Origin of the sequence: Azospirillum sp. TSO5 (assembly GCF_003116065.1) — a bacterium.
In the GTDB taxonomy this organism is placed as follows: domain Bacteria; phylum Pseudomonadota; class Alphaproteobacteria; order Azospirillales; family Azospirillaceae; genus Azospirillum.
The window spans coordinates 1-19,011 of record NZ_LGQY01000009.1; the positions used below are offsets into that span (position 1 = coordinate 1).

Annotated in this window: 19 protein-coding genes; 7 read left to right on the forward strand and 12 right to left on the reverse strand. The window is 67.1% G+C overall.

The features are described from left to right. Window positions 1-377, reverse strand: a 377-nt coding sequence (locus TSO5_RS02370) for a hypothetical protein (RefSeq protein WP_146203658.1), incomplete at its 3' end; no start/stop codon positions are given. A gap of 128 nt (window positions 378-505) precedes the next feature. Continuing rightward, a complete protein-coding gene (locus TSO5_RS02375; RefSeq protein WP_109150074.1) occupies window positions 506-1,078 on the reverse strand; it encodes a GNAT family N-acetyltransferase in 573 nt (190 codons plus the stop codon). Window positions 1,079-1,415: 337 nt separating this feature from the next. Between TSO5_RS02375 and TSO5_RS02380 the strand changes: the two genes are divergently transcribed. From TSO5_RS02380 to glyS, 4 genes are all read left to right on the forward strand, one after another. After that, window positions 1,416-1,868 carry a hypothetical protein gene (locus tag TSO5_RS02380; RefSeq protein WP_247870549.1) on the forward strand — a complete coding sequence of 151 codons (453 nt, stop codon included), beginning with the start codon at window positions 1,416-1,418 and terminating at the stop codon, window positions 1,866-1,868. Between the two features lie 122 nt (window positions 1,869-1,990). Further along, entirely contained in the window at window positions 1,991-2,299 is a 309-nt protein-coding gene (locus TSO5_RS02385) for a hypothetical protein (protein ID WP_109150098.1), read from the forward strand. A gap of 115 nt (window positions 2,300-2,414) precedes the next feature. Then, the gene (locus tag TSO5_RS02390) at window positions 2,415-3,311 is read left to right on the forward strand and encodes a glycine--tRNA ligase subunit alpha (protein ID WP_109150075.1); all 897 of its coding nucleotides are present in this window, start codon (window positions 2,415-2,417) and stop codon (window positions 3,309-3,311) included. A gap of 4 nt (window positions 3,312-3,315) precedes the next feature. Then, the gene (gene glyS / locus TSO5_RS02395) at window positions 3,316-5,442 is read left to right on the forward strand and encodes a glycine--tRNA ligase subunit beta (protein ID WP_109150076.1); all 2,127 of its coding nucleotides are present in this window, start codon (window positions 3,316-3,318) and stop codon (window positions 5,440-5,442) included. A 216-nt stretch (window positions 5,443-5,658) separates the two neighbouring features. Here glyS and TSO5_RS02400 read toward each other — a convergent pair whose 3' ends face one another. Beyond that, window positions 5,659-6,300, reverse strand: a complete 642-nt coding sequence (locus tag TSO5_RS02400; protein WP_109075639.1) for a chemotaxis protein — start codon at window positions 6,298-6,300, stop codon at window positions 5,659-5,661. 5 nt (window positions 6,301-6,305) lie between these two features. After that, on the reverse strand, window positions 6,306-6,665 hold the full coding sequence (locus tag TSO5_RS02405; RefSeq protein ID WP_109150077.1) for a response regulator: 360 nt from the start codon (window positions 6,663-6,665) through the stop codon (window positions 6,306-6,308). 194 nt (window positions 6,666-6,859) lie between these two features. Here TSO5_RS02405 and TSO5_RS02410 point away from each other — a divergent pair, with 194 nt between their 5' ends. The 3 genes from TSO5_RS02410 to TSO5_RS02420 all read left to right on the forward strand — a co-directional run bounded on the left by TSO5_RS02410 (window position 6,860) and on the right by TSO5_RS02420 (window position 8,664). Beyond that, a complete protein-coding gene (locus tag TSO5_RS02410; RefSeq protein ID WP_247870550.1) occupies window positions 6,860-7,294 on the forward strand; it encodes a putative toxin-antitoxin system toxin component, PIN family in 435 nt (144 codons plus the stop codon). A gap of 150 nt (window positions 7,295-7,444) precedes the next feature. Next, window positions 7,445-7,900 carry a hypothetical protein gene (locus TSO5_RS02415; RefSeq protein WP_109150079.1) on the forward strand — a complete coding sequence of 152 codons (456 nt, stop codon included), beginning with the start codon at window positions 7,445-7,447 and terminating at the stop codon, window positions 7,898-7,900. A gap of 224 nt (window positions 7,901-8,124) precedes the next feature. Continuing rightward, complete coding sequence (locus tag TSO5_RS02420; protein WP_109075624.1) at window positions 8,125-8,664, forward strand: DedA family protein; 540 nt, start codon at window positions 8,125-8,127, stop codon at window positions 8,662-8,664. A 28-nt stretch (window positions 8,665-8,692) separates the two neighbouring features. Here the strand turns inward: TSO5_RS02420 and TSO5_RS02425 are convergent, their stop codons facing one another. The 8 genes from TSO5_RS02425 to TSO5_RS02460 form a co-directional block, all read right to left on the reverse strand. Next, a complete protein-coding gene (locus TSO5_RS02425) occupies window positions 8,693-9,934 on the reverse strand; it encodes an HD domain-containing phosphohydrolase (RefSeq protein ID WP_282183472.1) in 1,242 nt (413 codons plus the stop codon). A gap of 107 nt (window positions 9,935-10,041) precedes the next feature. Beyond that, window positions 10,042-11,271 (reverse strand): SLC13 family permease, encoded by a 1,230-nt coding sequence (locus tag TSO5_RS02430; RefSeq protein WP_109150080.1) that lies wholly within the window; start codon window positions 11,269-11,271, stop codon window positions 10,042-10,044. Between the two features lie 22 nt (window positions 11,272-11,293). Next, complete coding sequence (locus tag TSO5_RS02435) at window positions 11,294-12,118, reverse strand: MBL fold metallo-hydrolase (protein WP_109150081.1); 825 nt, start codon at window positions 12,116-12,118, stop codon at window positions 11,294-11,296. Between the two features lie 191 nt (window positions 12,119-12,309). Further along, entirely contained in the window at window positions 12,310-14,535 is a 2,226-nt protein-coding gene (gene purL / locus TSO5_RS02440) for a phosphoribosylformylglycinamidine synthase subunit PurL (protein WP_109150082.1), read from the reverse strand. Then, window positions 14,532-15,221 carry a phosphoribosylformylglycinamidine synthase subunit PurQ gene (gene purQ, locus TSO5_RS02445; RefSeq protein WP_109150083.1) on the reverse strand — a complete coding sequence of 230 codons (690 nt, stop codon included), beginning with the start codon at window positions 15,219-15,221 and terminating at the stop codon, window positions 14,532-14,534. Before purQ ends, purL begins: the two co-directional genes overlap by 4 nt. A gap of 112 nt (window positions 15,222-15,333) precedes the next feature. Further along, on the reverse strand, window positions 15,334-16,560 hold the full coding sequence (locus TSO5_RS02450) for an ammonium transporter (protein ID WP_109150084.1): 1,227 nt from the start codon (window positions 16,558-16,560) through the stop codon (window positions 15,334-15,336). A gap of 226 nt (window positions 16,561-16,786) precedes the next feature. Next, window positions 16,787-18,157, reverse strand: coding sequence for a metallopeptidase TldD-related protein (locus tag TSO5_RS02455; protein ID WP_109150085.1), 1,371 nt, complete (start codon window positions 18,155-18,157; stop codon window positions 16,787-16,789). 120 nt (window positions 18,158-18,277) lie between these two features. Then, window positions 18,278-18,709 (reverse strand): DoxX family protein, encoded by a 432-nt coding sequence (locus TSO5_RS02460; RefSeq protein WP_109150086.1) that lies wholly within the window; start codon window positions 18,707-18,709, stop codon window positions 18,278-18,280. Window positions 18,710-19,011 lie beyond the last annotated feature (302 nt).

The window sequence follows — 19,011 nt, forward strand, 5'->3', positions numbered from 1 at the left end:
GCAGACGCGCTCATCGCAACGTGCCGCGGAGCCAACGTACGACCGTCGGCCGTCTCAATCGCAGACGCGCTCATCGCAACATGCCGCGGAGCCAACGTACGACCGTCGGCCGTCTCGATCGCAGACGCGCTGGCGGCAACATCGGTCACCATGCCTGCGCTCGGAGCGAGGTTGGAAGCAACAGCCGGAGCAGCCTCGGCTTGCGTACCGAAGACGTTTGCAGCAGCCGTGCGCATGTCGGACGCCGTCAGCGTTCCGAAGCCGCAACGCTGGAGAAGATCGCGCTTCCCCTGTGCGTCGAGCGATTGCAACTGGCTGCGAAAGCCATGGTCGGTAGCGAGGGACTTCAAGAGATCGAGAGCCGTCGAGTCGGCCATGTTCATCGCCTCCACAATTTATGTCGGCCAGTTCCAGCGGACATGACAACGGTACTGTGAAGGCTCAGCCTCGAACAAGCTAAAAAAGTTGCATGGCTCGGGAATATTACTACCGTCAGACCATCGGATCAGCAGGCCCGACTCCGCAGTGACCGGACTGCTTGAGCGCGACCGCCGCCGAACCACTCCTCCCGGGTCTGGCGCCAGAAATCGGCCTCCGCGGGTACCATCGGTTCGGGCAGAAGACCCGAACCGCGGATCCGGGAACCAAGCCGGCGCGCCACGGCCTGCGAGGCCGCATTGTCCGGGTGGATCGAATGGACGACCTCGGTCCAGCCGAGATGCTCGAACACCCAGTCGATGGCCGCGACGGCACTCTCCATCGCATAGCCGCGCCCCCAGCACTCGCGTGGAAGAACCCAGCCGACCTCCGTCACCGGCCAGCCTTCCGGCACCCACGGGCCGACCCGCCCCACCCACCGGCCGCTGTCCTTCTCGATCACCGAAAACATGCCGAAGCCCTGGATCGCCCAGGCACCGGCCATGCCGACGAACCCCCGCCATGCCACGGATCGCGATTGCAGGCCGCCGACGAAGACGGTCGCCTGGGGATCGGTCATCATCGCAGCCCAGGCGTCGAAGTCCTCCGCTTGCGTGGGCCGAAGGATCAGACGCGCGGTTTCCAGAACCGGTTCACCCATGGATGCCACCATCGCCAATCAGAAAGCACCGCGAAGACGGAAAACCCAAGCCGGGAATATCCTTTGCAGGGAGCCGCGGTCTCGCGCGCAGGTCGAGGATAATCGACAACCGAAAACACATGGCGGCACCGTGTCAGACAACGCATGGACGAATCATCATTCACAGGCATCAGCCGTCCGTCCAGAGCGAACTGTCGGTACTACCCATTCATCTAAGCGAAACACCCTAGGCGTTCTGGGCTAGGGTGGCGAAGCGTCCGGCATCCCATATAGTAGCGCGCCTCCCGGTCCCGCGACCGTGGGGGGACAAGAAGAACGGACACAAGAACGGAGTACGATGATGTCGCGGTTTCGGATGGCGGTTCTGGCCCTGACGGCAATGAGCGGCGCAACCCTGGCCCTCACCGGCTTCAGCGGCGCCGCCGCAGCCCAGTCCAAGCTGGATTCCTCGGGCCAGCCCGTGTGGGACGAAAGCCACAACCAGCGTCCGACCGCGCCCAGCGACCGCGCGCTGCCGGCCGGGGTGGTGACACTGCGCACGGCGACCTCCGCCCCCGGCCTGCTCGGCGTCTACGCCCGCAACGGCCTGCCCTTCGACATCGTGCTGAGCCGGGTCGACGCCACCCAGTGCGTCAACATCGTGCCGGAGGATTGCGGCCTGCTCGGCACCGACATCCGCGTCGCGACCGGTGCGGAAGTGCTGGTGCGCAGCGTGCGGCAGGCCGACATGACCCGCACCTACGGTGTCGTCCCGGTCTACAGCTGGCGCCCGGCGGTCGCCGCCAAGTAAAGCGGCCAGACGGGACCGCCGCCACCCGTGCGGCGGTCCCGCCCTTTCCATCTCCACCCTATTCTCTTGACTTCCCGTCGCCTGCGGGCTGAATGCCCGGGAGATCAGACGGGTTGCCGGCGATGATGTCCTTGTCCAAGATTATTCTCCTTGCGCTGGTGATCGGCGCGGTGTGGTTCGGCTGGCGCTGGGTCAACCGCGTGCAGGAAATCGGCCGCGCCCGCACCGCCGCCCGCCGCCAGGGCGGCTCCAACCAGTCCGGCCCCAACCAGTCCGGACGGCGCGATGCCGCATCCGGTGCTTCGACGCGCGACGCCGGCACCTACGCCGTGGAGGCGGAGGACATGGAGAAGTGTCCGGAATGCGGCGCCTATGTCGCCCCCCGCTCCGCCGTGTCCTGCGGCCGCCCCGCCTGCCCCTACGGCCGCTGACCGCAACGGCAGCCGCCGCGTAGCTGCCTGATCGCGCTCCGCGCTGCGGCTTGATTTGGCGAAGGCACCCGCCTATCGTGCGGCGCGTTTTCAACATTTCTATTGTGGACCGTCCATGGCCTCCCAGATCGGGACTTCCGACGGCGGAAACTCCGCCGACCGCCGCGGCCTGTCGTTCCAGGCCCTGATCCTCAAGCTCCACCAGTTCTGGTCGGAGCAGGGTTGCGTCATCCTGCAGCCCTACGACATGGAGGTCGGCGCCGGCACCTTCCACCCGGCGACCACGCTGCGCGCGCTGGGTCCCGACGCCTGGAAGGCGGCTTATGTCCAGCCGTCGCGCCGGCCGAAGGACGGCCGCTATGGCGAGAACCCGAACCGCCTGCAGCACTATTACCAGTACCAGGTCATCATGAAGCCCTCGCCGGCCAACGCGCAGGAGCTTTACCTGGACAGCCTGCGCGCCATCGGCATCGACCCGGCGCTGCACGACATCCGCTTCGTCGAGGACGACTGGGAAAGCCCGACTCTGGGCGCCTGGGGCCTGGGCTGGGAAGTGTGGTGCGACGGCATGGAAGTGACGCAGTACACCTATTTCCAGCAGGTCGGCGGCATCGAATGCGACCCCGTCGCGGTCGAGCTGACCTATGGTCTGGAGCGCCTCGCCATGTATGTGCAGGGCGTGGAGAATGTCTACGACCTGGACTTCAACGGCCAGGGCGTGAAGTACGGCGACGTGTTCAAGCGCGCCGAGATCGAATATTCGAAGCATAACTTCGAGTTCGCCAACACCGACATGCTGCTCCAGCATTTCAAGGACGCCGAGGCCGAGTGCCAGGCGCTGGTGGCGCAGAATCTTGCGCTGCCCGCCTATGACCAGTGCATCAAGGCGTCGCATCTGTTCAACCTGCTGGACGCCCGCGGCGTGATCAGCGTTGTCGAGCGCGCCGCCTATATCGGCCGCGTGCGCACGCTGGCCAAGGCCTGCTGTGAAGCCTGGACGGGGGCGAAGTAATCCCATGACCGAACTCCTGATCGAATTCTTCTCCGAAGAAATCCCCGCCCGCATGCAGGCGCGGGCCGCCGACGACCTGAAACGTCTCGTCACCGACAAGCTGGCGGCGAACGGCCTGACCTTCGCCAAGGCCGAAGCCCACTCCACCCCGCGCCGTCTGGCCCTGGTGGTCGACGGGCTGCCGGAGCGTACCGCCGACGTGCGCGAGGAAAAGAAGGGTCCGCGCGTCGGCTCGCCGGAGCAGGCGGTCGCCGGTTTCCTGAAGTCTGCCGGCCTCGACAGCCTCGACCAGTGCGAGCAGCGCGACACCGGCAAGGGCGTCTTCTATTTCGCGGTGACCGAGAAGAAGGGCCGCGAGACCGCCGAAGTGCTGGCGGAGATCATTCCCGCCGCCATGGCCGAGCTGCCCTGGCCGAAATCGATGCGCTGGGGCACCGGCACCGTGCGCTGGGTGCGTCCGCTGCACTCGATCATCGCCCTGTTCGGCGGACGCGTGCTCGACGGCGGCTATGACATCGGCGGCACCCAGGGCCGCATCGCCTTCGGCAACGGCACGCGCGGCCATCGCTTCCTGGCGCCCGACGCCTTCACGGTGGAGAGCTTCGCCGACTACAAGGAGAAGCTGCGCGCCGCCAAGGTCGTGCTCGACCGCGAGGAGCGCAAGGCCAAGATCAAGGCCGACGCCGAGGCGCTGGCCAAGGCCCAGGGCCTGACCCTGTCGCCCGACGACGCACTGCTGGAGGAGGTCGCCGGCCTCGTGGAATGGCCGGTCGTGCTGATGGGCAGCATCGACGAGAGCTTCATGGACGTGCCGTCGGAGGTTCTCATCACCTCCATGCGCACCCACCAGAAGTATTTCGCCGTGCTGGACGCCGAGGGCCGGATGGCCCCGCGCTTCATCGTCGTGGCGAACACCGAGACGCTGGACGGCGGCAAGGCCGTGGTCGCCGGCAACGAGCGCGTGCTGCGCGCCCGCCTGTCCGACGCCAAGTTCTTCTGGGACCAGGACCGCAAGACGAAGCTGGAAGCCCGCGTCCCGGCGCTGGAGAAGATCACCTTCCACGCTAAGCTCGGCACGGTGGCCGAGAAGGTCACCCGCGTGCAGTTGCTGGCCGCCGAGATCGCCCGCGCCATCGGTGCCGACAGCGACGCCGCCAGCCGCGCCGCCCTGCTGTGCAAGGCCGATCTGGTGACCGAAGTGGTCGGCGAGTTCCCCGAGGTTCAGGGGATCATGGGCCGCTACTACGCGCTCGGCCAGGGCGAGAGCGCCGACGTCGCCAACGCGATCGCCGATCATTACAAGCCGCTGGGTCCGTCGGACAGCTGCCCGACCGCGCCGGTCTCGGTTTCGGTGGCGCTGGCCGACAAGATCGACACGCTGGTCGGCTTCTTCGCCATCGACGAGAAGCCGACGGGTTCGAAGGACCCCTATGCGCTGCGCCGTGCCGCGCTGGGCGTGATCCGGCTGGTGCTGGAGAACGGGCTGCGGGTGAAGCTGTCGGAGGTGTTCGGCGAAGCAAAGACCCAGTACGGTCGCTTTGTTGCTGACGCTCTTACCTCTCGCCTCGAAGGGCGCGGAACTCCCGCAAACTATAGCGGCATCGAAGCTGACCTGATGTCGTTCTTCGCCGACCGTCTGAAGGTGGTGCTGCGTGAGCAGGGCGTCCGTCACGATCTGGTCGATGCCGTGTTCGCCCTTGGCGGCGAGGACGATCTGGTGCGGCTGCTGGCCCGCGTGAAGGCTCTGCAGGCTTTCGTCGGCTCCGACGAGGGCGCCAACTTGGCAGCGGCCTACAAGCGCGCGTCCAACATCGTCCGCATCGAGGAGAAGAAGGACGGCGCGAGCTTCGACCAGCCGGTCGATGCCGACCGTCTGGCCCAGGACGAGGAAAAGGCGCTGTTCGCCGCGCTGAACGAGGCCTCGGCCACCGCCAAGCCGCTGCTGGATGCGGAGGACTTCACGGGCACCATGGCGGCGCTGGCGAAGCTGCGCGGCCCGGTGGACGCCTTCTTCGACAAGGTCACGGTGAACGCGGAGGACAAGGACCTGCGCGCCAACCGCCTGCGCCTGCTGACGCAGATCCGCACGACGCTGAACGCGGTGGCCGACTTCTCGAAGATCGAGGGGTGAGGCTGGGGGGGCGTTCGCGCCTCCCTTCCGTTCTCTGCCCCCTCCCCATCCCTCCCCCGCCCTCGGTCGGCCGAAGGCCGATCCGATCGCGGTGGAGGGGGTAGGAGGCTTGGCAGCGGTACTTCAATGCCGAAGCAGCGGCAGTCCCCTCTCCCACCAAAGGTGGGGGAGGGTTAGGGAGGGGGCAAAAGCCTCACCCTCCCTTCAATCTCCCCCTCACAACCCCGCCAAAGCCCGCCGGATCGCCTCGCGGAAGGCGTCCAATGACGCGATGTCCAGCAGGAACAGCGCGTGTCCGCTGGCATCGCCGGCAGCCAGCGCCATGTCGATGCGCACGAACAGCACCGGGTCGGTGGCGGACCCGATGACCGCCGCCGGCGCGCCGGTGCCGTAGCCCGGAACCGCGCCCAACAATTCGCCGCCGATCAGGTTGGACAGGCTGGCGAGGCAGCCGTTCAGGATGATGTTGCCGATCTCGGTCAGCGCATCCTGCTCCATCTCGCCCGGCGCCTCGGCGGCGGGGTCGACGGGGACGAGGCGGCCGACCAGGGCCAGCGTGCCGCGTTCCGGGAAGATCAGCATCGCTTCGCCGGTGAAGGGGCCGGTGAAGGCGCCGCGCACGGCGCAGACCGGCTGGTCACCCTCCAACTCGCCGCCCACCTCGCTGGTGATGCGGGCACGGGTCGATACCGCGAAGGACGGCACCGACAGATGCACCTCCTCCCCCAGCATGGAGCTGAGCGCGGCGGCCGGTTCGCCCATGCCGATGTTGAACAGCTCGGCGATGGCGTCGGCCTCGTCGGCGTCGAGGCGGAGCGGGTCTTCCGATGCCGGGCCGGCGGATGTGGAGTCGGCCATCGGCGTCACTGCCCGGCCGCAGCGAGGAAGTCGCGGATCTTGTCCGAGGTGATCGGCTTGGCGATGAAACGGACGCCCAACGCCTCCGCCTTGCGCTTCAGCGTGTCCTGCACGTTGGCGGTCAGCAGGCCGATGGGCAGCCCGACAAAGCGCTCCTTCAGCCGCTCGGCAAGCTGCAGCCCATCCATGCCCGGCATGTTGTAATCGACGATGGCGGCGACCGGCGGTACGTCGCCGACGATCTCCAGCCCCTCTTCGCCGCTGGCCGCGGTGACGATGGTCCAGTCAGGCCGCAGAGAGGCGATGACGCTGGAGACCATGTTGCGCGCCAGTCGGCTGTCGTCGACGACGAGGATGCTGGTCATGCCGATACTTCCGTCCTAAAGGTTCCGTTCACACCTTGCGGGGTTCTTACCGCAAAGCGCCCCTGCCCACAACAGACGCTTCGCATCGGCCCCGACAACTTCAACCGCGATGGTCCTGCAATATATCAATGCTCAGCCGTGACTCCACTGCCCCCGACGCGGTTCGCCCTTCGGCTCCCATGCCGGTCCGGGCCGTGCTCGACACCAACATCCTGGTTGCCTATGCGCTGCTGGGCGATGCCGCTGCACGCCGGCACGACGCGATCCGCCGCTGCGTCGAACGGGTGCGCGCCGACCATGGCCTCGTCGGCAGCGCCGAAACGCTGGCGGAGCTGGACGAGGTGCTGATGCGGCCGACCTTCGACCGCTACGCCGCCGCGGCAGATCGCCGCACCTTCCTGGATCGCATCAGGGACGAGACGGCACTGGTCGCCCCCGCCGCGGTCGGGCGCCTGTGCCGCGATCCGGAAGACGACATGTTCCTCGCCGCCGCCGTCGGCGGATCGGTGCCCTGGTTGGTGACGGTCGACCGCCAACTTCTGTCGGTGCGCCGGGCCGGCGAAACGCGGGTGCTGCGACCGGAACGCTTCCTCGAAGCGATGGCTCTTCAACATGGTCCCCAAAAATAGCCCGTGGACATAGCCGTCAGAATCCGCTCGACAAACCGGGCGCGCTTTCTAGAATGAAAAGAGAACACACCGCAAACCGCGGGTGAACAGGGAATGGCCGGAGCGGGAAGCGCCGGCGATATTGGCGGAGCGCAGGGGGCAACCGCAGCGATGAGCGTCCAACGGCTTCTGTTCGACGATCTGCCGGAGACCGAACCGGCGCGCAAGCCGCGCCGGGCGCGGGCTGCCGCGGGCGCCACAGCTTCGACGATGGCCGCCCAGGTCGCGGTCGATGTGGTGCGGGAGGCCGCCCCTCTGCCCAGGTCGGCGGTGATGGCGGCGACTGTCGCGACCCTGCCGCTCGCTCCGCCGGCTCCGCCACCGCCGCCTCCGGCCTTCGATCCGGCCGCCCTGTCCAACCCCGAGCTTCGGGCGCTGGTGCAGGCACTGCCCGATCAGCGGCTGGCCCATCTGCTGATCGAGGCGGCGCGCGAACTGAAGCGCCGCGCCGCCCCCGACCGCGGCGATGCCGACGGTGAGGATGGCGATGTCCCGACGGAGCCCAATCCAGCCCTTTTGCGCGCTGCGCGGCAGGCTGTCGGCGAATTGTCCGGGGATGACTTCTGAGCCACGTCTCACCGTTGGGGCGGCCCCTTAGTCAATAAAGTTTCCGAGACAAACCGCGCGGCTTTATGTCATGATCTGTCCCAGCCCACGCTCTACATGCCGCATCGCACAATATAGCGGTTACAAAGCGCCACCGGGCCCGCCGAACCTACAAGCGACGTCTCCCGGAGGGGTCTTTGGACTGGATCACTTGGTTGCAGGAATGGGGGAACGCCTTTTACCCGATGGCCTTTCTCTGGGCCTTTTTTGAAGGTGAAACATTTGTAATCTTCGGCGGGATGGGCGCCAAACTTGGCATCGTCAATCTGTATTGGCTGGTCGGTTCGGTGTGGATCGGCAGCTTCCTGGGCGATCAGGTCTGGTTCTGGCTGGGACGCCGTTGGGGCAAAAAGGCCCTGGCCCGCTTTCCGTCCGCCGATGCCCATGCCTGCCGGGTCCTGAGCTGGCTGGAGAGGTACGGCGTCGCCTTCATCCTAGTCTTCCGCTTCCTCTATGGCGTGCGCAACATCGCGTCGGTCGCCATCGGCACCTCCGGCATGCGCTGGTCCCGCTTTCTGTTTTGGAACTTCATCGCCGCCGGCATCTGGGCCTGGACCTTCGCCGGTGCCGGTTACCTGTTCGGTGAAGCCGCCGCCGCGATCGGCGAGGACGGGCCGAAGATCCTGCTGCTGAGCGGCCTTGCCATCGGCGGCCTGTGGATCGGGGTCAAGAGCTTCCGCTGGGTCCGCCGCCGTGCGCTTGCCGCGACCAACCCGGCGGAGTGATCCGCCGGCTTCTCAGACCGCGCCAGTCTCAGACCGCAACAATCTCCTGATCCTTCAGCCGCTCCCAGATCGCATCGAATTCCGCATGGCGGCCGGCGAACAGCGAGAGCAGACGCGGATCGAAATGCACCCTGGGATCCAAGCGGTCGTCACCGTTCAGCAGGATGTCGACCGCCTTCTCGTGGCTGAATGACGGCTTGTAGGGCCGGGCGCTGCGCAGGGCGTCGTAGCAGTCGGCGATGGCGACGATGCGGGCGGCCAGCGGGATTTCCTCCCCCTTCAAGCCACGGGGATAGCCGGTGCCGGCCCACTGCTCATGGTGGTACAGCGCGATCTCGGCGGCCATCTTCAGCCGATCCGACGCGACCAGAATGTCGTGGCCGTAGACCGGATGGCGCCGCATCTCCGCCAGTTCGCGGTCGTCGAGCCGGCCCTTCTTGTGCAGCACCGCCTGATCGACGCTCATCTTGCCGACATCGTGCAGGGCGGCGGAAAAGCGGATCTCATTGCAGAAGGCGCGGCTGCAGCCGGCCCAGGTCGCGAGCGCGTGGGAGTATTCGTTGACGCGCAGGATGTGGTTGCCGGTGTCCTCGTCATGCACCTCGGCGGCGCGGGCCAGCAGGTTGACCGACACCATGAAGGCGCGCTCCGTCTCCGCCTGCAGTTCGGCGACGCGGCGGCGCTCCTGGGTCAGGGCGCGGTTACGCTCGGTCAGGCGCTCCAGCGTCGCCGCGCGCTCCAATGCCCTGCCGACGATGTGGTTGACCGGGGCGATCATCTGCTCATGTTCGGGCAGGAAGGCGGGCGGCCCTTCCTCCGGGCGGCGGTTGATCAGCTGCACCACCCCGATCGGCCGGTCGCGGAAGCCCTTCAGCGCGAAGGCCATGATGGAGCGGGTGCGGAAACCGGTGCGCTGGTCGAAGGCGGGGTTGAAGCTATAGGGCCGATCCTCCGCGATGGCGTAGGCATCCTCCAGCAGCAGAGTCTCGCCGGTCGCCGCGACATAGCCGACGATGGAGGCTTGGCTCACCGGCACCGAGAACAGCGTCGGTTTCGCGCGGATCACGTCGTTCTGGGCGCTGACCGCCTCCAGATGCCGGTGCCGCCCCTGCCCGCGCAGCATGAAGATCGTGCCGGCCTCCGCTCCCGTCAGGTCGCGGCATTTGCGCAGCACCCGATCGCTGAGCGATCGCAGCGACTGGTTCGGCGCACTTTCGATAAATTCAAGGAATTGGCCGACCAGACCCACAGCGCTCCCCCACCCCGGCACACATACATCGGTGCACGAACAGAGTACCCCATTTGTCGCACCCGGAAGAAGGGGCTTGCGGGGCGGACGATCACAGCATGGTCACGGCCAACGCCACGGATCCGGCGTCACAGTCCCATCCAGCCGCCGGCCCACAGCCAGACCGCCGCCAGCGCCATCGACAGCAGCGCCATCGGCACACCGCAGCGGGCGTGCTCGACAAAGCCCAGCCGAACACCGGCCGCCGCTGCCCGCTCCGCCACGATGATGTTGGCGAGGCTGCCCGGCAGCAGCAGGTTGCCGGCCAGGGTCGACAGCAGCGCCAGACCATAGAGCGCCCCCTCCGGCGGCGACGGCCAGGCGGCCAGCAGCAGGATCACCGCCGGCACATTGCCGATGCTGTTGCTGCCCGCCAGCGCCAGCGGCAGCATCACCGCCAGCCGGTCGGGAAGCCATCCCGCCGCCTGCAGGTCGCCGACCAGGGCCGCCGGGATGCCGGTCAGCCCCAGCGCGTGGTTGATGGCGAAGAGTGCCGCGAACAGCACCAGCAGATGCCAGTCCACCATCCCCAGCATGTCGCGGCTGGCCATGCGCCGGCTGATCATCATCACGCCGGCGACCAGCAGCACCGCATGCTCCTGCGGAATGTCGCGGGTGAACAGCACCAGCAGCACCAGCGTCGCCGCCACCGCCTTGCCCAGCTGCCAGCGGTCGAGCGCCACCGGCGCCACCGGCGCCCCGCCCTCCTGCGGCATGCCGAAGCGCCCGCGCCAGACGAGCCAGACGGTGCCGTAGACGATGGCCATGGCCGCCAATGCCGGCCCGCCGCAGACCGCCAGGAAACGCCAGAAATCGAGGTGCCCGACTTGACCGATCAGGATGTTCTGCGGGTTGCCGATCAGCGTGGCCGCCGATCCGGCATTGGCCGCCCCGGCGAGCGCGATCAGGTAGGGTCGCGGGTCCAGCTTGCGCGCCTGCAAGCCCAGGCACAGCATCGGCGTCATCGCGAAGACGACCACGTCGTTCGCCAGCACCGCCGACAAGCCGCCGGCGACCAGCACGATCACCGCCAGCAGCCGGGCCGGCGAGCGCGCCGCCTGCGCCACCTTCAGCGCGCACCAGTCGTAGAAACCGCTGCCGGCATATTGCGCCGACAGGATCATCAGCCCCAGCAGGATGAAGATCGTCGGAAAATCGACCGCCGCGACCAGCTGCGTGGTGTCGAGCGCACCGGCAGCCAGAAGCAGGATCGCCGCGACCAGCGCAATGCCGGTGCGGTCGATGCTGAGACCGGGAAAGCGCCCCAGAGCCATGCCCAGATAGGTGGCGGTGAACAGAATCAGGATGGTGGCGGTCATAATGCCCGATGCGCAGGGAAAGTCAGTCGAGGGAGATGGTGGTTCCCTCGCGCGCGGCGAAGCAGTTTGGGAACTCCGCCTTCGCCGCCGCCTCGATCCGCTCCATGGTGGCGTCGTCGTGGTCGGGATCGTGATGGAACAGGCCCAGCGTCTTCACATGGGCCGCGCGGGCGATCCGCACCGCCTCCATCCAGGTGGAATGGCCCCAACCGACGCGCTGCGCCCATTCCTCGTCCGTGTAGGTCGAGTCGTAGAGCAGCAGATCGACGCCATCGACAAGGTTCAGAATGTTGCGGTCGGGCTGGTCCGGCACATGTTCGGTGTCGGTGACATAGGCCACCGACCGGCCCTGATACTCGATCCGGTAACCGGTGGCGCCATCGGGGTGGTTCAGCGCCGCGGTGTGGATTCGCACCCCGCCCTCCAGCTTGAAGCTGTGGCCGGGCGGCACCTCCAGGAAACTCAGGTTGCCGCCCATGGTGCGCAGCGGCACCGGGAACAGCGGCCGTTCCATCTGGCGCGCCATCACCGATTCGATGTCGGGACTGCCGGCCAGATGGCCGGAGACCACCCGCAGGTCGAACCCCTTGGTGTAGGCCGGTGCGAAGAAGGGAAAACCGCTGATGTGGTCGAGATGGGTATGACTCAGCAGCAGTGTCGCGCTGGTCACCCCCTCGGCCAGCAGCTTGCGGCCCAGCATCCGCAGTCCGGTGCCGGCGTCGATGATGATCCGCTGCTTTCCCGCCTGCACTTCGACACAGGACGTGTTGCCGCCGAATCCCAGATGCGAGGCCATCGGGCAGGGAATCGTGCCGCGCACGCCCCAGAAGGTGACTGAAAACCCCATTCCCCCGCCTCCAGGCGCGTTGATACGCCGATCCAACCCCTTTTGGATGGCGAGTTTAGCGCGATCCTTCGGTATGTACACGATGGCGGACGTTCGGCAAGGAATGATCGCCGAAAAACGAACGGGGTCGCTTCACAGGAAGCGACCCCGCCAATCATTCTACAGCACGGCCGTCCAGCCGTTCGGCCGTCTTACAGCTCGGCAGCCATGTAGGTCGGCAGCCAGCCTTCGTTGGCCTCGCGCAGGCGCTTCAGCGAGACGATGTCACCGCCACGGCCCGACAGCGACGTGCCGCGGGTTTCACCCAGCACGCTGACCGGAACGCCGGCCGCCTTGGCCTTCTCCTGCACCGTCGCGGCAACGTCCGGACGGACGGCCAGGACGTAGCGGCCCTGGTCCTCGCCGAACAGCACGCGCGGGCTGGCGCCGTCGAAGCCGGTCAGATAGGCGCCGATGCCGCCGGCCAGCGCCATCTCGGCGATGGTGACGATCACGCCGCCGTCGGCCACGTCGTGGCTCGACACCACCAGACCTTCATGGATGAGGCCGCGGACGAAGTCGCCGTTGCGGCGCTCCACCGCCAGATCGACCGGCGGCGGCGCACCCTCCTCGCGGCCGAGGATCTCGCGCAGGAAGATCGACTGGCCGATGTGGCCCTTCGTGTCGCCCACGACGAGGATGACATCGCTCTCGTTTTTGAAGGCGATGCCAACCGCGATCATCGCATCCGGCATGATGCCGACACCGCCGATGGCCGGGGTCGGCAGGATGGCTTCGCCGTTGGTCTCGTTGTAGAGCGAGACGTTGCCCGACACGACCGGGAAGTCCAGCGCCTTGCAGGCCTCGCCAATGCCCTGAACGGCGCCGACGAACTGGCCCATGATCCGCGGCTTCTCGGGGTTGCCGAAGTTCATGTTGTCGGTGATGGCGAGCGGCAGGGCACCCACCGCCGACAGGTTGCGCCACGCCTCGGCCACGGCCTGCTTGCCGCCCTCGACCGGATCGGCCAAGCAGTAGCGCGGGGTGCAGTCGGTGGTGATGGCGACCGCCTTGGTCTGGCCCGGCACGCGGACGACCGCGGCGTCGGCCTGACCCGACATGAAGCGGGTGTCACCGCCGACGAGGCTGTCATACTGCTCCCAGATCCAGCGCTTGGAGGCCAGATCGGGGCAGCCGAACAGCTTGGTCAGGGTGTCGCCCAGGTCGCCGGAATAGCCGGTCAGCGCGCTGTCGTCGAGGTCGGACGCCTTCGGCGTCGGCTCCCACGGGCGGTTGTATTCCGGGGCGGCGTTGGACACCGGGGCGATCGGCATGTCGCACCAGGTCTCGCCATACATCTTGATGACGAGGTTGCCGGTGTCGGTCAGGTGGCCGATGACGGCGAAGTCCAGCTCCCACTTGTCGAAGATGGCCTTCGCCACCTCCTCGCGGCCGGGCTTCAGGATGATCAGCATGCGCTCCTGGCTTTCGGAGAGCATGATCTCATAGGGCGTCATCGCCTCTTCGCGCATCGGCAGGGTGTCGAGCGTCAGCTCGATGCCCAGACCGCCCTTGCCGGCCATCTCGACCGAAGAGGAGGTCAGGCCGGCCGCGCCCATGTCCTGGATGGCGACGATGGCATCCGTCTCCATCAGCTCCAGGCAGGCCTCGATCAGCAGCTTTTCGGTGAAGGGGTCGCCGACCTGCACAGTCGGGCGCTTCTCCTCCGAATCCTCGGTGAACTCGGCCGAGGCCATGGTGGCGCCGTGGATGCCGTCGCGGCCGGTCTTGGACCCGACATAGACGACCGGGTTGCCGATGCCGGCGGCGGCCGAATAGAAGATCCTGTCGGTCTTGGCCACACCCACGGTCATGGCGTTGACCAGGATGTTGCCGTTGAAGGCCGGGTGGAAATTGGTCTCGCCGCCCACGGTCGGCACGCCGACGCAGTTGCCGTAATGGGCGATGCCGGCGACCACGCCCGACACCAGATGGCGGGTTTTGGAATGGTCGGGCGAGCCGAAGCGCAGCGCGTTCATGTTGGCGATGGGTCGGGCGCCCATGGTGAACACGTCGCGCAGGATGCCGCCGACGCCCGTCGCCGCGCCCTGGAAGGGCTCGATGTAGGACGGGTGGTTGTGGCTCTCCATCTTGAAGATGACGGCGTCGCCGTCACCGATGTCGACCACGCCGGCATTCTCGCCGGGGCCGCAGATCACCTGCGGGCCGGTAGTCGGCAGCGTCTTCAGCCACACCTTGGACGACTTGTAGGAGCAATGCTCCGACCACATGACCGAGATGATGCCCAGTTCGGTGAAGGTCGGGGTGCGGCCCAGGATGTCCAGGGCGTTCTGGTATTCCTCGGCGGACAGGCCGAACTCCTTGGCGAGTTCGGCGGTGACCGGACGCTCCTGCGCCTTGGTAGCTTCAGCGCTCACGACAGGGCCTCCACCAGACCTTCGAACATGGGCTTGCCGTCGGTGTTGCCGTGCAGGGCCTCCACCGCGTCCTCGGGGTGCGGCATCAGGCCCAGCACGGTGCGCTTGGCGTTGAAGATGCCGGCGATGTCCGTGACCGAACCGTTGGGATTGCCACGCGGATCGGCGCGGGTCTCGTCGGCGATGTAGCGGAAGGCCACCTGGCCCTCGCCGTCCAAACGCTTCACCGTTTCGGCGTCGGTCCAATAGTTGCCGTCACCATGGGCGATCGGGTAACGGACGACCTGACCCTTGGCGTACTTCGCCGTGAAGGGGCTGTCGGTGTTCTCCACCCGCAGATGCTGGACGCGGCAAATGAACTTCAGCCCGCCGTTGCGCATCAGCGCGCCGGGTAGCAGACCGGCCTCGGTGATGATCTGAAAGCCGTTGCAGATGCCGAGCACCCGCACGCCCTGATCGGCCCGCGCCTTCACCTCGCGCATGATCGGCGAATGCGCCGCCATGGCGCCGGAGCGCAGGTAATCGCCATAGGAGAAGCCGCCGGGCACGACGATCAGGTCGACCTTGGGCAGTTCGGTGTCGCGGTGCCAGACCAGATACGGCTTGGTTCCGCTGGCGGCCTCCAGCGCGGCGACGGCGTCGCGTTCGCGGTTGGAGCCGGGGAAAACGACGATGGCGGCCTTCATGGGGCGGTCAAAATCCGGCGTCGTGAGGGGGAGGAGTTCGCGCCGGACACTAAAGCCGCCGCCCCGGCAAAGCAAGAGTTGGCCAAGGGGCGGCGGAGTTGTGCGCGGCGCATTACATGCCCGGCGCGTCCTCTTCCGGGTACGCGGTGATGTGGTGCAACGACAGGTCGGCGCCTTTGTACTCCTGTTCGGGGTCCAGGCGGATGCCGACGGTGACGCGCAGCAGGCCGTAGACCGCCAGACCTGAGGCGAATCCGAAGCCGGCGCCGCCCAGCGTGCCGACGATCTGGCTGAGGATCGACACGCCGCCCAGGCCGCCCAGCGCCTCCTGCCCGAAGACGCCGGCCAGCAAGCCGCCGGTCAGGCCGCACAGCCCGTGTAGCGGCCACACGCCCAGCACGTCGTCGATCTTCCAGTTGATCTGGCACTTGTTGAAGGCCCAGACGAACAGCAGGCCGGCGATGCCGCCGGTGAGCAACGCGCCCAGCGGGTGCATGACGTCGGAGCCGGCGCAGACCGCCACCAAACCGGCCAGCGCGCCGTTGTGGACGAAGCCGGGGTCGGTGCGGCTGATGACCAGCGAGGTGACGATGCCGCCGACCATCGCCATCAGCGAATTCAGGGCGACCAGCCCGGTCACGCCGTCCAGAACCTGCGCGCTCATCACGTTGAAGCCGAACCAGCCCACGCACAGCACCCAGGCGCCCAGCGCCAGGAAGGGGATGTTCGACGGCGGGATGGCGATCAGCGAGCCGTTGGGACGATAGCGGCCGCGGCGGTTGCCCAGGTTCAGCACGGCGCCCAACGCCACCCAGCCGCCGAAGGCATGCACCACCACCGACCCGGCGAAATCATGGAAGGGCTGGCCGAAGGTCGCCGCCATCCAGCTTTGCAGACCGAAGCGGGTGCCCCACACCGTGCCTTCCAGCAGCGGATAGAACAGCGCGATCAGCGCCAGGGTGGCGCCGGCCTGCGGCCAGAACTTGGCGCGCTCGGCGATGCCGCCCGACACGATGGCCGGCACCGCGGCGGCGAAGGTCGCCAGGAAGAAGAACTTCACGAGGTCGTAGCCATAGGCCGCGAAGCCGCCAGCGCCCTTGCCGACCAGCGTGTGGGCGTCGGCAAAGAAATCGACGCCATAGGCCACCGTATAGCCGACGAAGAAATAGGCGATGGTCGACATGGCGAAGTCCGACAGGATCTTCACCAGCGCATTGACCTGATTCTTGCGCCGGACCGTCCCGACCTCCAGCAGGGCGAAGCCGCAATGCATCGCCAGCACCATCACCGCGCCCATTAGCACGAAAAGGACGTCGCCACCCGTCTTTGCCGCATCCATTTGCACAAACCTTCAGCATTTCGCCCAAAAAAGCGGCAGATTGCTAACAGATCAGGCAGATATGCGCAAGGGCCTAGCTGACGTTTGGACAGGCGGAGTGGCGGAAATGCAGCACAAAAAGCGGGCGAACCCGCTTTGGGTTGCCCGCTGTCTGCGCAAGAACGATGCCAAGTGATGAAGAGACGGGCGGAGTTGCCTCCGCCACGTGCGGCCTTATGCCGCCGACTTACATGCCCGCGATGGTCATGCCGTCGATGCGCACGGTCGGCGCATCCATGCCGAAGCGCAGCTCCAGGTCGTCGGCGGCCTCCATGTTCAGGAACATGTCCTTGAGGTTGCCGGCGATGGTGATCTCGTTGACGGGATAGGTGATCTGGCCGTTTTCGATCCAGAAACCGCCGGCGCCGCGGCTGTAATCGCCGGTGACGCCATTGACGCCCATGCCCATCAGGTCGGTGACGTAGAAGCCATCCTTGATCTCCGCCAGCATGTCGGCGCGGCTGCGCTTGCCGGCGGCCATGTAGACGTTGGCCGGGGCCGGGCCGGGCGGGCCGGAGGTGCCGCGGGCAGCGTGGCCGGTGGTCTGCAGGCCAAGTTGCCGGGCGGAGCGCAGGTCGAGCAGCCAGGTCGTCAGCACGCCGTCCTCGATGATCGTGCGGCGCGACACTTCGACGCCCTCCGCGTCGAAGGGGCGGGAGCGCAGACCGCGCTTCACATGCGGATCGTCGACGATGGTGATGGAGGGGGCGAAGATGCGCTGCCCCATCTTGTCCTTCAGGAAGCTGGTGCCGCGGGCGATGCTGGGACCGCTGATGGCGCCGGTCAGGTGGCCGAGCAGGCCGCGAGATACCCGCGGGTCGAAGAACACCGGCACCTTGCAGCTCTTGACCCGGCGCGGGTTCAGGCGGCGGACGGCGCGCTCGCCGGCTTCGCGGCCGATCTCGGCGGGATCGCGCAGGTCGGCGCCATAGACCTTGCTGTCATAATCATAGTCGCGCTCCATCCCCGTGCCGGTCCCGGCCAGAACGGAGGCGGACAGCGACTGGCGGGACACGCCATAAGTACCGGCGAAACCGTTCGACGCGGCGATCGCGATGGTCGAGCGGCTCCAGCCGGCATCGCCCCCTTCGGAGTTGGTGACGCCCTGAACCGCCAGCGCCGCCTCTTCGGCGATTCGCGCCCGCTCGATCAGCGTTTCCGCCGAAGGCTCTTCGCTGTCGCAGATGTCGAGGTCGGGCCAGCTGCGGGCCAGCTGCTCCGGATCGGCGATGCCGGCGAAGCCGTCCTCCGGCACCACGCGGGCCATGGCGATGGCGCGTTCGACCAGCTCGTCCAGCGCCTTGCCGCTGCGGTCGGTCGAGGAGACGATGGCCTGCCGCTTGCCGACGAACACCCGCAGGCCGAGATCGCCGGATTCGGAGCGCTCCAGCTTTTCGGTCTGGCCCAGCCGATGGGAAAGGGACACGGACGCGCTGTCGAACAGCACGGCATCGGCGGCATCCGCACCGGCGGCGCGCGCCTTGGCGATCAGGTCGTCCAGCAGATTCAGGACCCCGGACGAATCCGTCTTGTGCTGGTCGTTCGGCGAAACGGTCATCAGGCTCTCCGGTTGGTCTCCGTCCTGTCTACCAAATGGGACGGCGACGCGGAACGGGGAAGAGGCAAATTGCCCCCTCCCCGCTCCGCATCGCCAAGGAATGCCGTTTCCGGTTGCGGATCAGGCCAGTTCGCGACGGGCCGCCTGGGTGTTCAGCGCCGGAACCTTCAGCGCGAAGGCGCCCTCACCCAGCAGCGACTGCACCACCAGCAGGACCGTCCAGAAGGCCGGGAACTCCCAACCGCCGCCCTGCGAATTGAACACCCAGCCATTGCCGACATGCTGCAGCGTGGCGCCGATCATGATCGGCAGCAGGGCCAGCGCGATCCAGCGGGTATAGACACCGGCGATCAGCAACAGCCCGCCGCCGATCTCGCCCAGGATCACCAGATAGGCGAAGAAGCCGGGATAGCCGATGCTCTCGAAATAACCGACGGTGCCGGGGATGGTGAAGGTCAGCACCTTCAGCACAAGGCCATGGGCCAGGAACAGCAAGCCGAGGCCGACGCGCAGCAGGAAGGCGGCATAGGGGGCGGTGCGATTGTCGATCATGGTCAGGGTCTCCTCGATCAGAGTGGCCGGTGAGGGCCGCGTTTCGTCTGAAGAGGAGATTAGCCGGATCGGCCTGTGCGATAATCAGCGGAGTTGATGAAGGTTTGTTGCGGGATTGGAGACAATCGGTGAGGCATAATGCCCTCTCCCGCCCCGGGAGAGGGAGGGGACCCACGAAGTGGGGAGGGTGAGGGGCATTCCGGACATGGAGTCCTGATCCTTGCCTTACCCCTCACCCTTCCCACCGCTTCGCGGCGGGCCCCTTCCCTCTCCCGGGACGGGAGAGGGAGCAAGCTTCACGC

Excerpts from the sequence above, each read along its gene's own strand:
- glyS (WP_109150076.1), top strand. The coding sequence starts at position 3,316 with ATGACCGAACTCCTGATCGAATTCTTCTCCGAAGAAATCCCCGCCCGC.
- TSO5_RS02420 (WP_109075624.1), top strand. The coding sequence starts at position 8,125 with ATGGCCTTTCTCTGGGCCTTTTTTGAAGGTGAAACATTTGTAATCTTC.
- purQ (WP_109150083.1), bottom strand. The coding sequence starts at position 15,221 with ATGAAGGCCGCCATCGTCGTTTTCCCCGGCTCCAACCGCGAACGCGAC.
- TSO5_RS02430 (WP_109150080.1), bottom strand. The coding sequence starts at position 11,271 with ATGACCGCCACCATCCTGATTCTGTTCACCGCCACCTATCTGGGCATG.
- TSO5_RS02415 (WP_109150079.1), top strand. The coding sequence starts at position 7,445 with ATGAGCGTCCAACGGCTTCTGTTCGACGATCTGCCGGAGACCGAACCG.
- TSO5_RS02435 (WP_109150081.1), bottom strand. The coding sequence starts at position 12,118 with ATGGGGTTTTCAGTCACCTTCTGGGGCGTGCGCGGCACGATTCCCTGC.
- TSO5_RS02400 (WP_109075639.1), bottom strand. The coding sequence starts at position 6,300 with ATGGCCGACTCCACATCCGCCGGCCCGGCATCGGAAGACCCGCTCCGC.
- TSO5_RS02405 (WP_109150077.1), bottom strand. The coding sequence starts at position 6,665 with ATGACCAGCATCCTCGTCGTCGACGACAGCCGACTGGCGCGCAACATG.
- TSO5_RS02375 (WP_109150074.1), bottom strand. The coding sequence starts at position 1,078 with ATGGGTGAACCGGTTCTGGAAACCGCGCGTCTGATCCTTCGGCCCACG.
- TSO5_RS02385 (WP_109150098.1), top strand. The coding sequence starts at position 1,991 with ATGATGTCCTTGTCCAAGATTATTCTCCTTGCGCTGGTGATCGGCGCG.
- TSO5_RS02390 (WP_109150075.1), top strand. The coding sequence starts at position 2,415 with ATGGCCTCCCAGATCGGGACTTCCGACGGCGGAAACTCCGCCGACCGC.
- TSO5_RS02450 (WP_109150084.1), bottom strand. The coding sequence starts at position 16,560 with ATGGATGCGGCAAAGACGGGTGGCGACGTCCTTTTCGTGCTAATGGGC.
- TSO5_RS02460 (WP_109150086.1), bottom strand. The coding sequence starts at position 18,709 with ATGATCGACAATCGCACCGCCCCCTATGCCGCCTTCCTGCTGCGCGTC.
- TSO5_RS02455 (WP_109150085.1), bottom strand. The coding sequence starts at position 18,157 with ATGACCGTTTCGCCGAACGACCAGCACAAGACGGATTCGTCCGGGGTC.
- TSO5_RS02380 (WP_247870549.1), top strand. The coding sequence starts at position 1,416 with ATGATGTCGCGGTTTCGGATGGCGGTTCTGGCCCTGACGGCAATGAGC.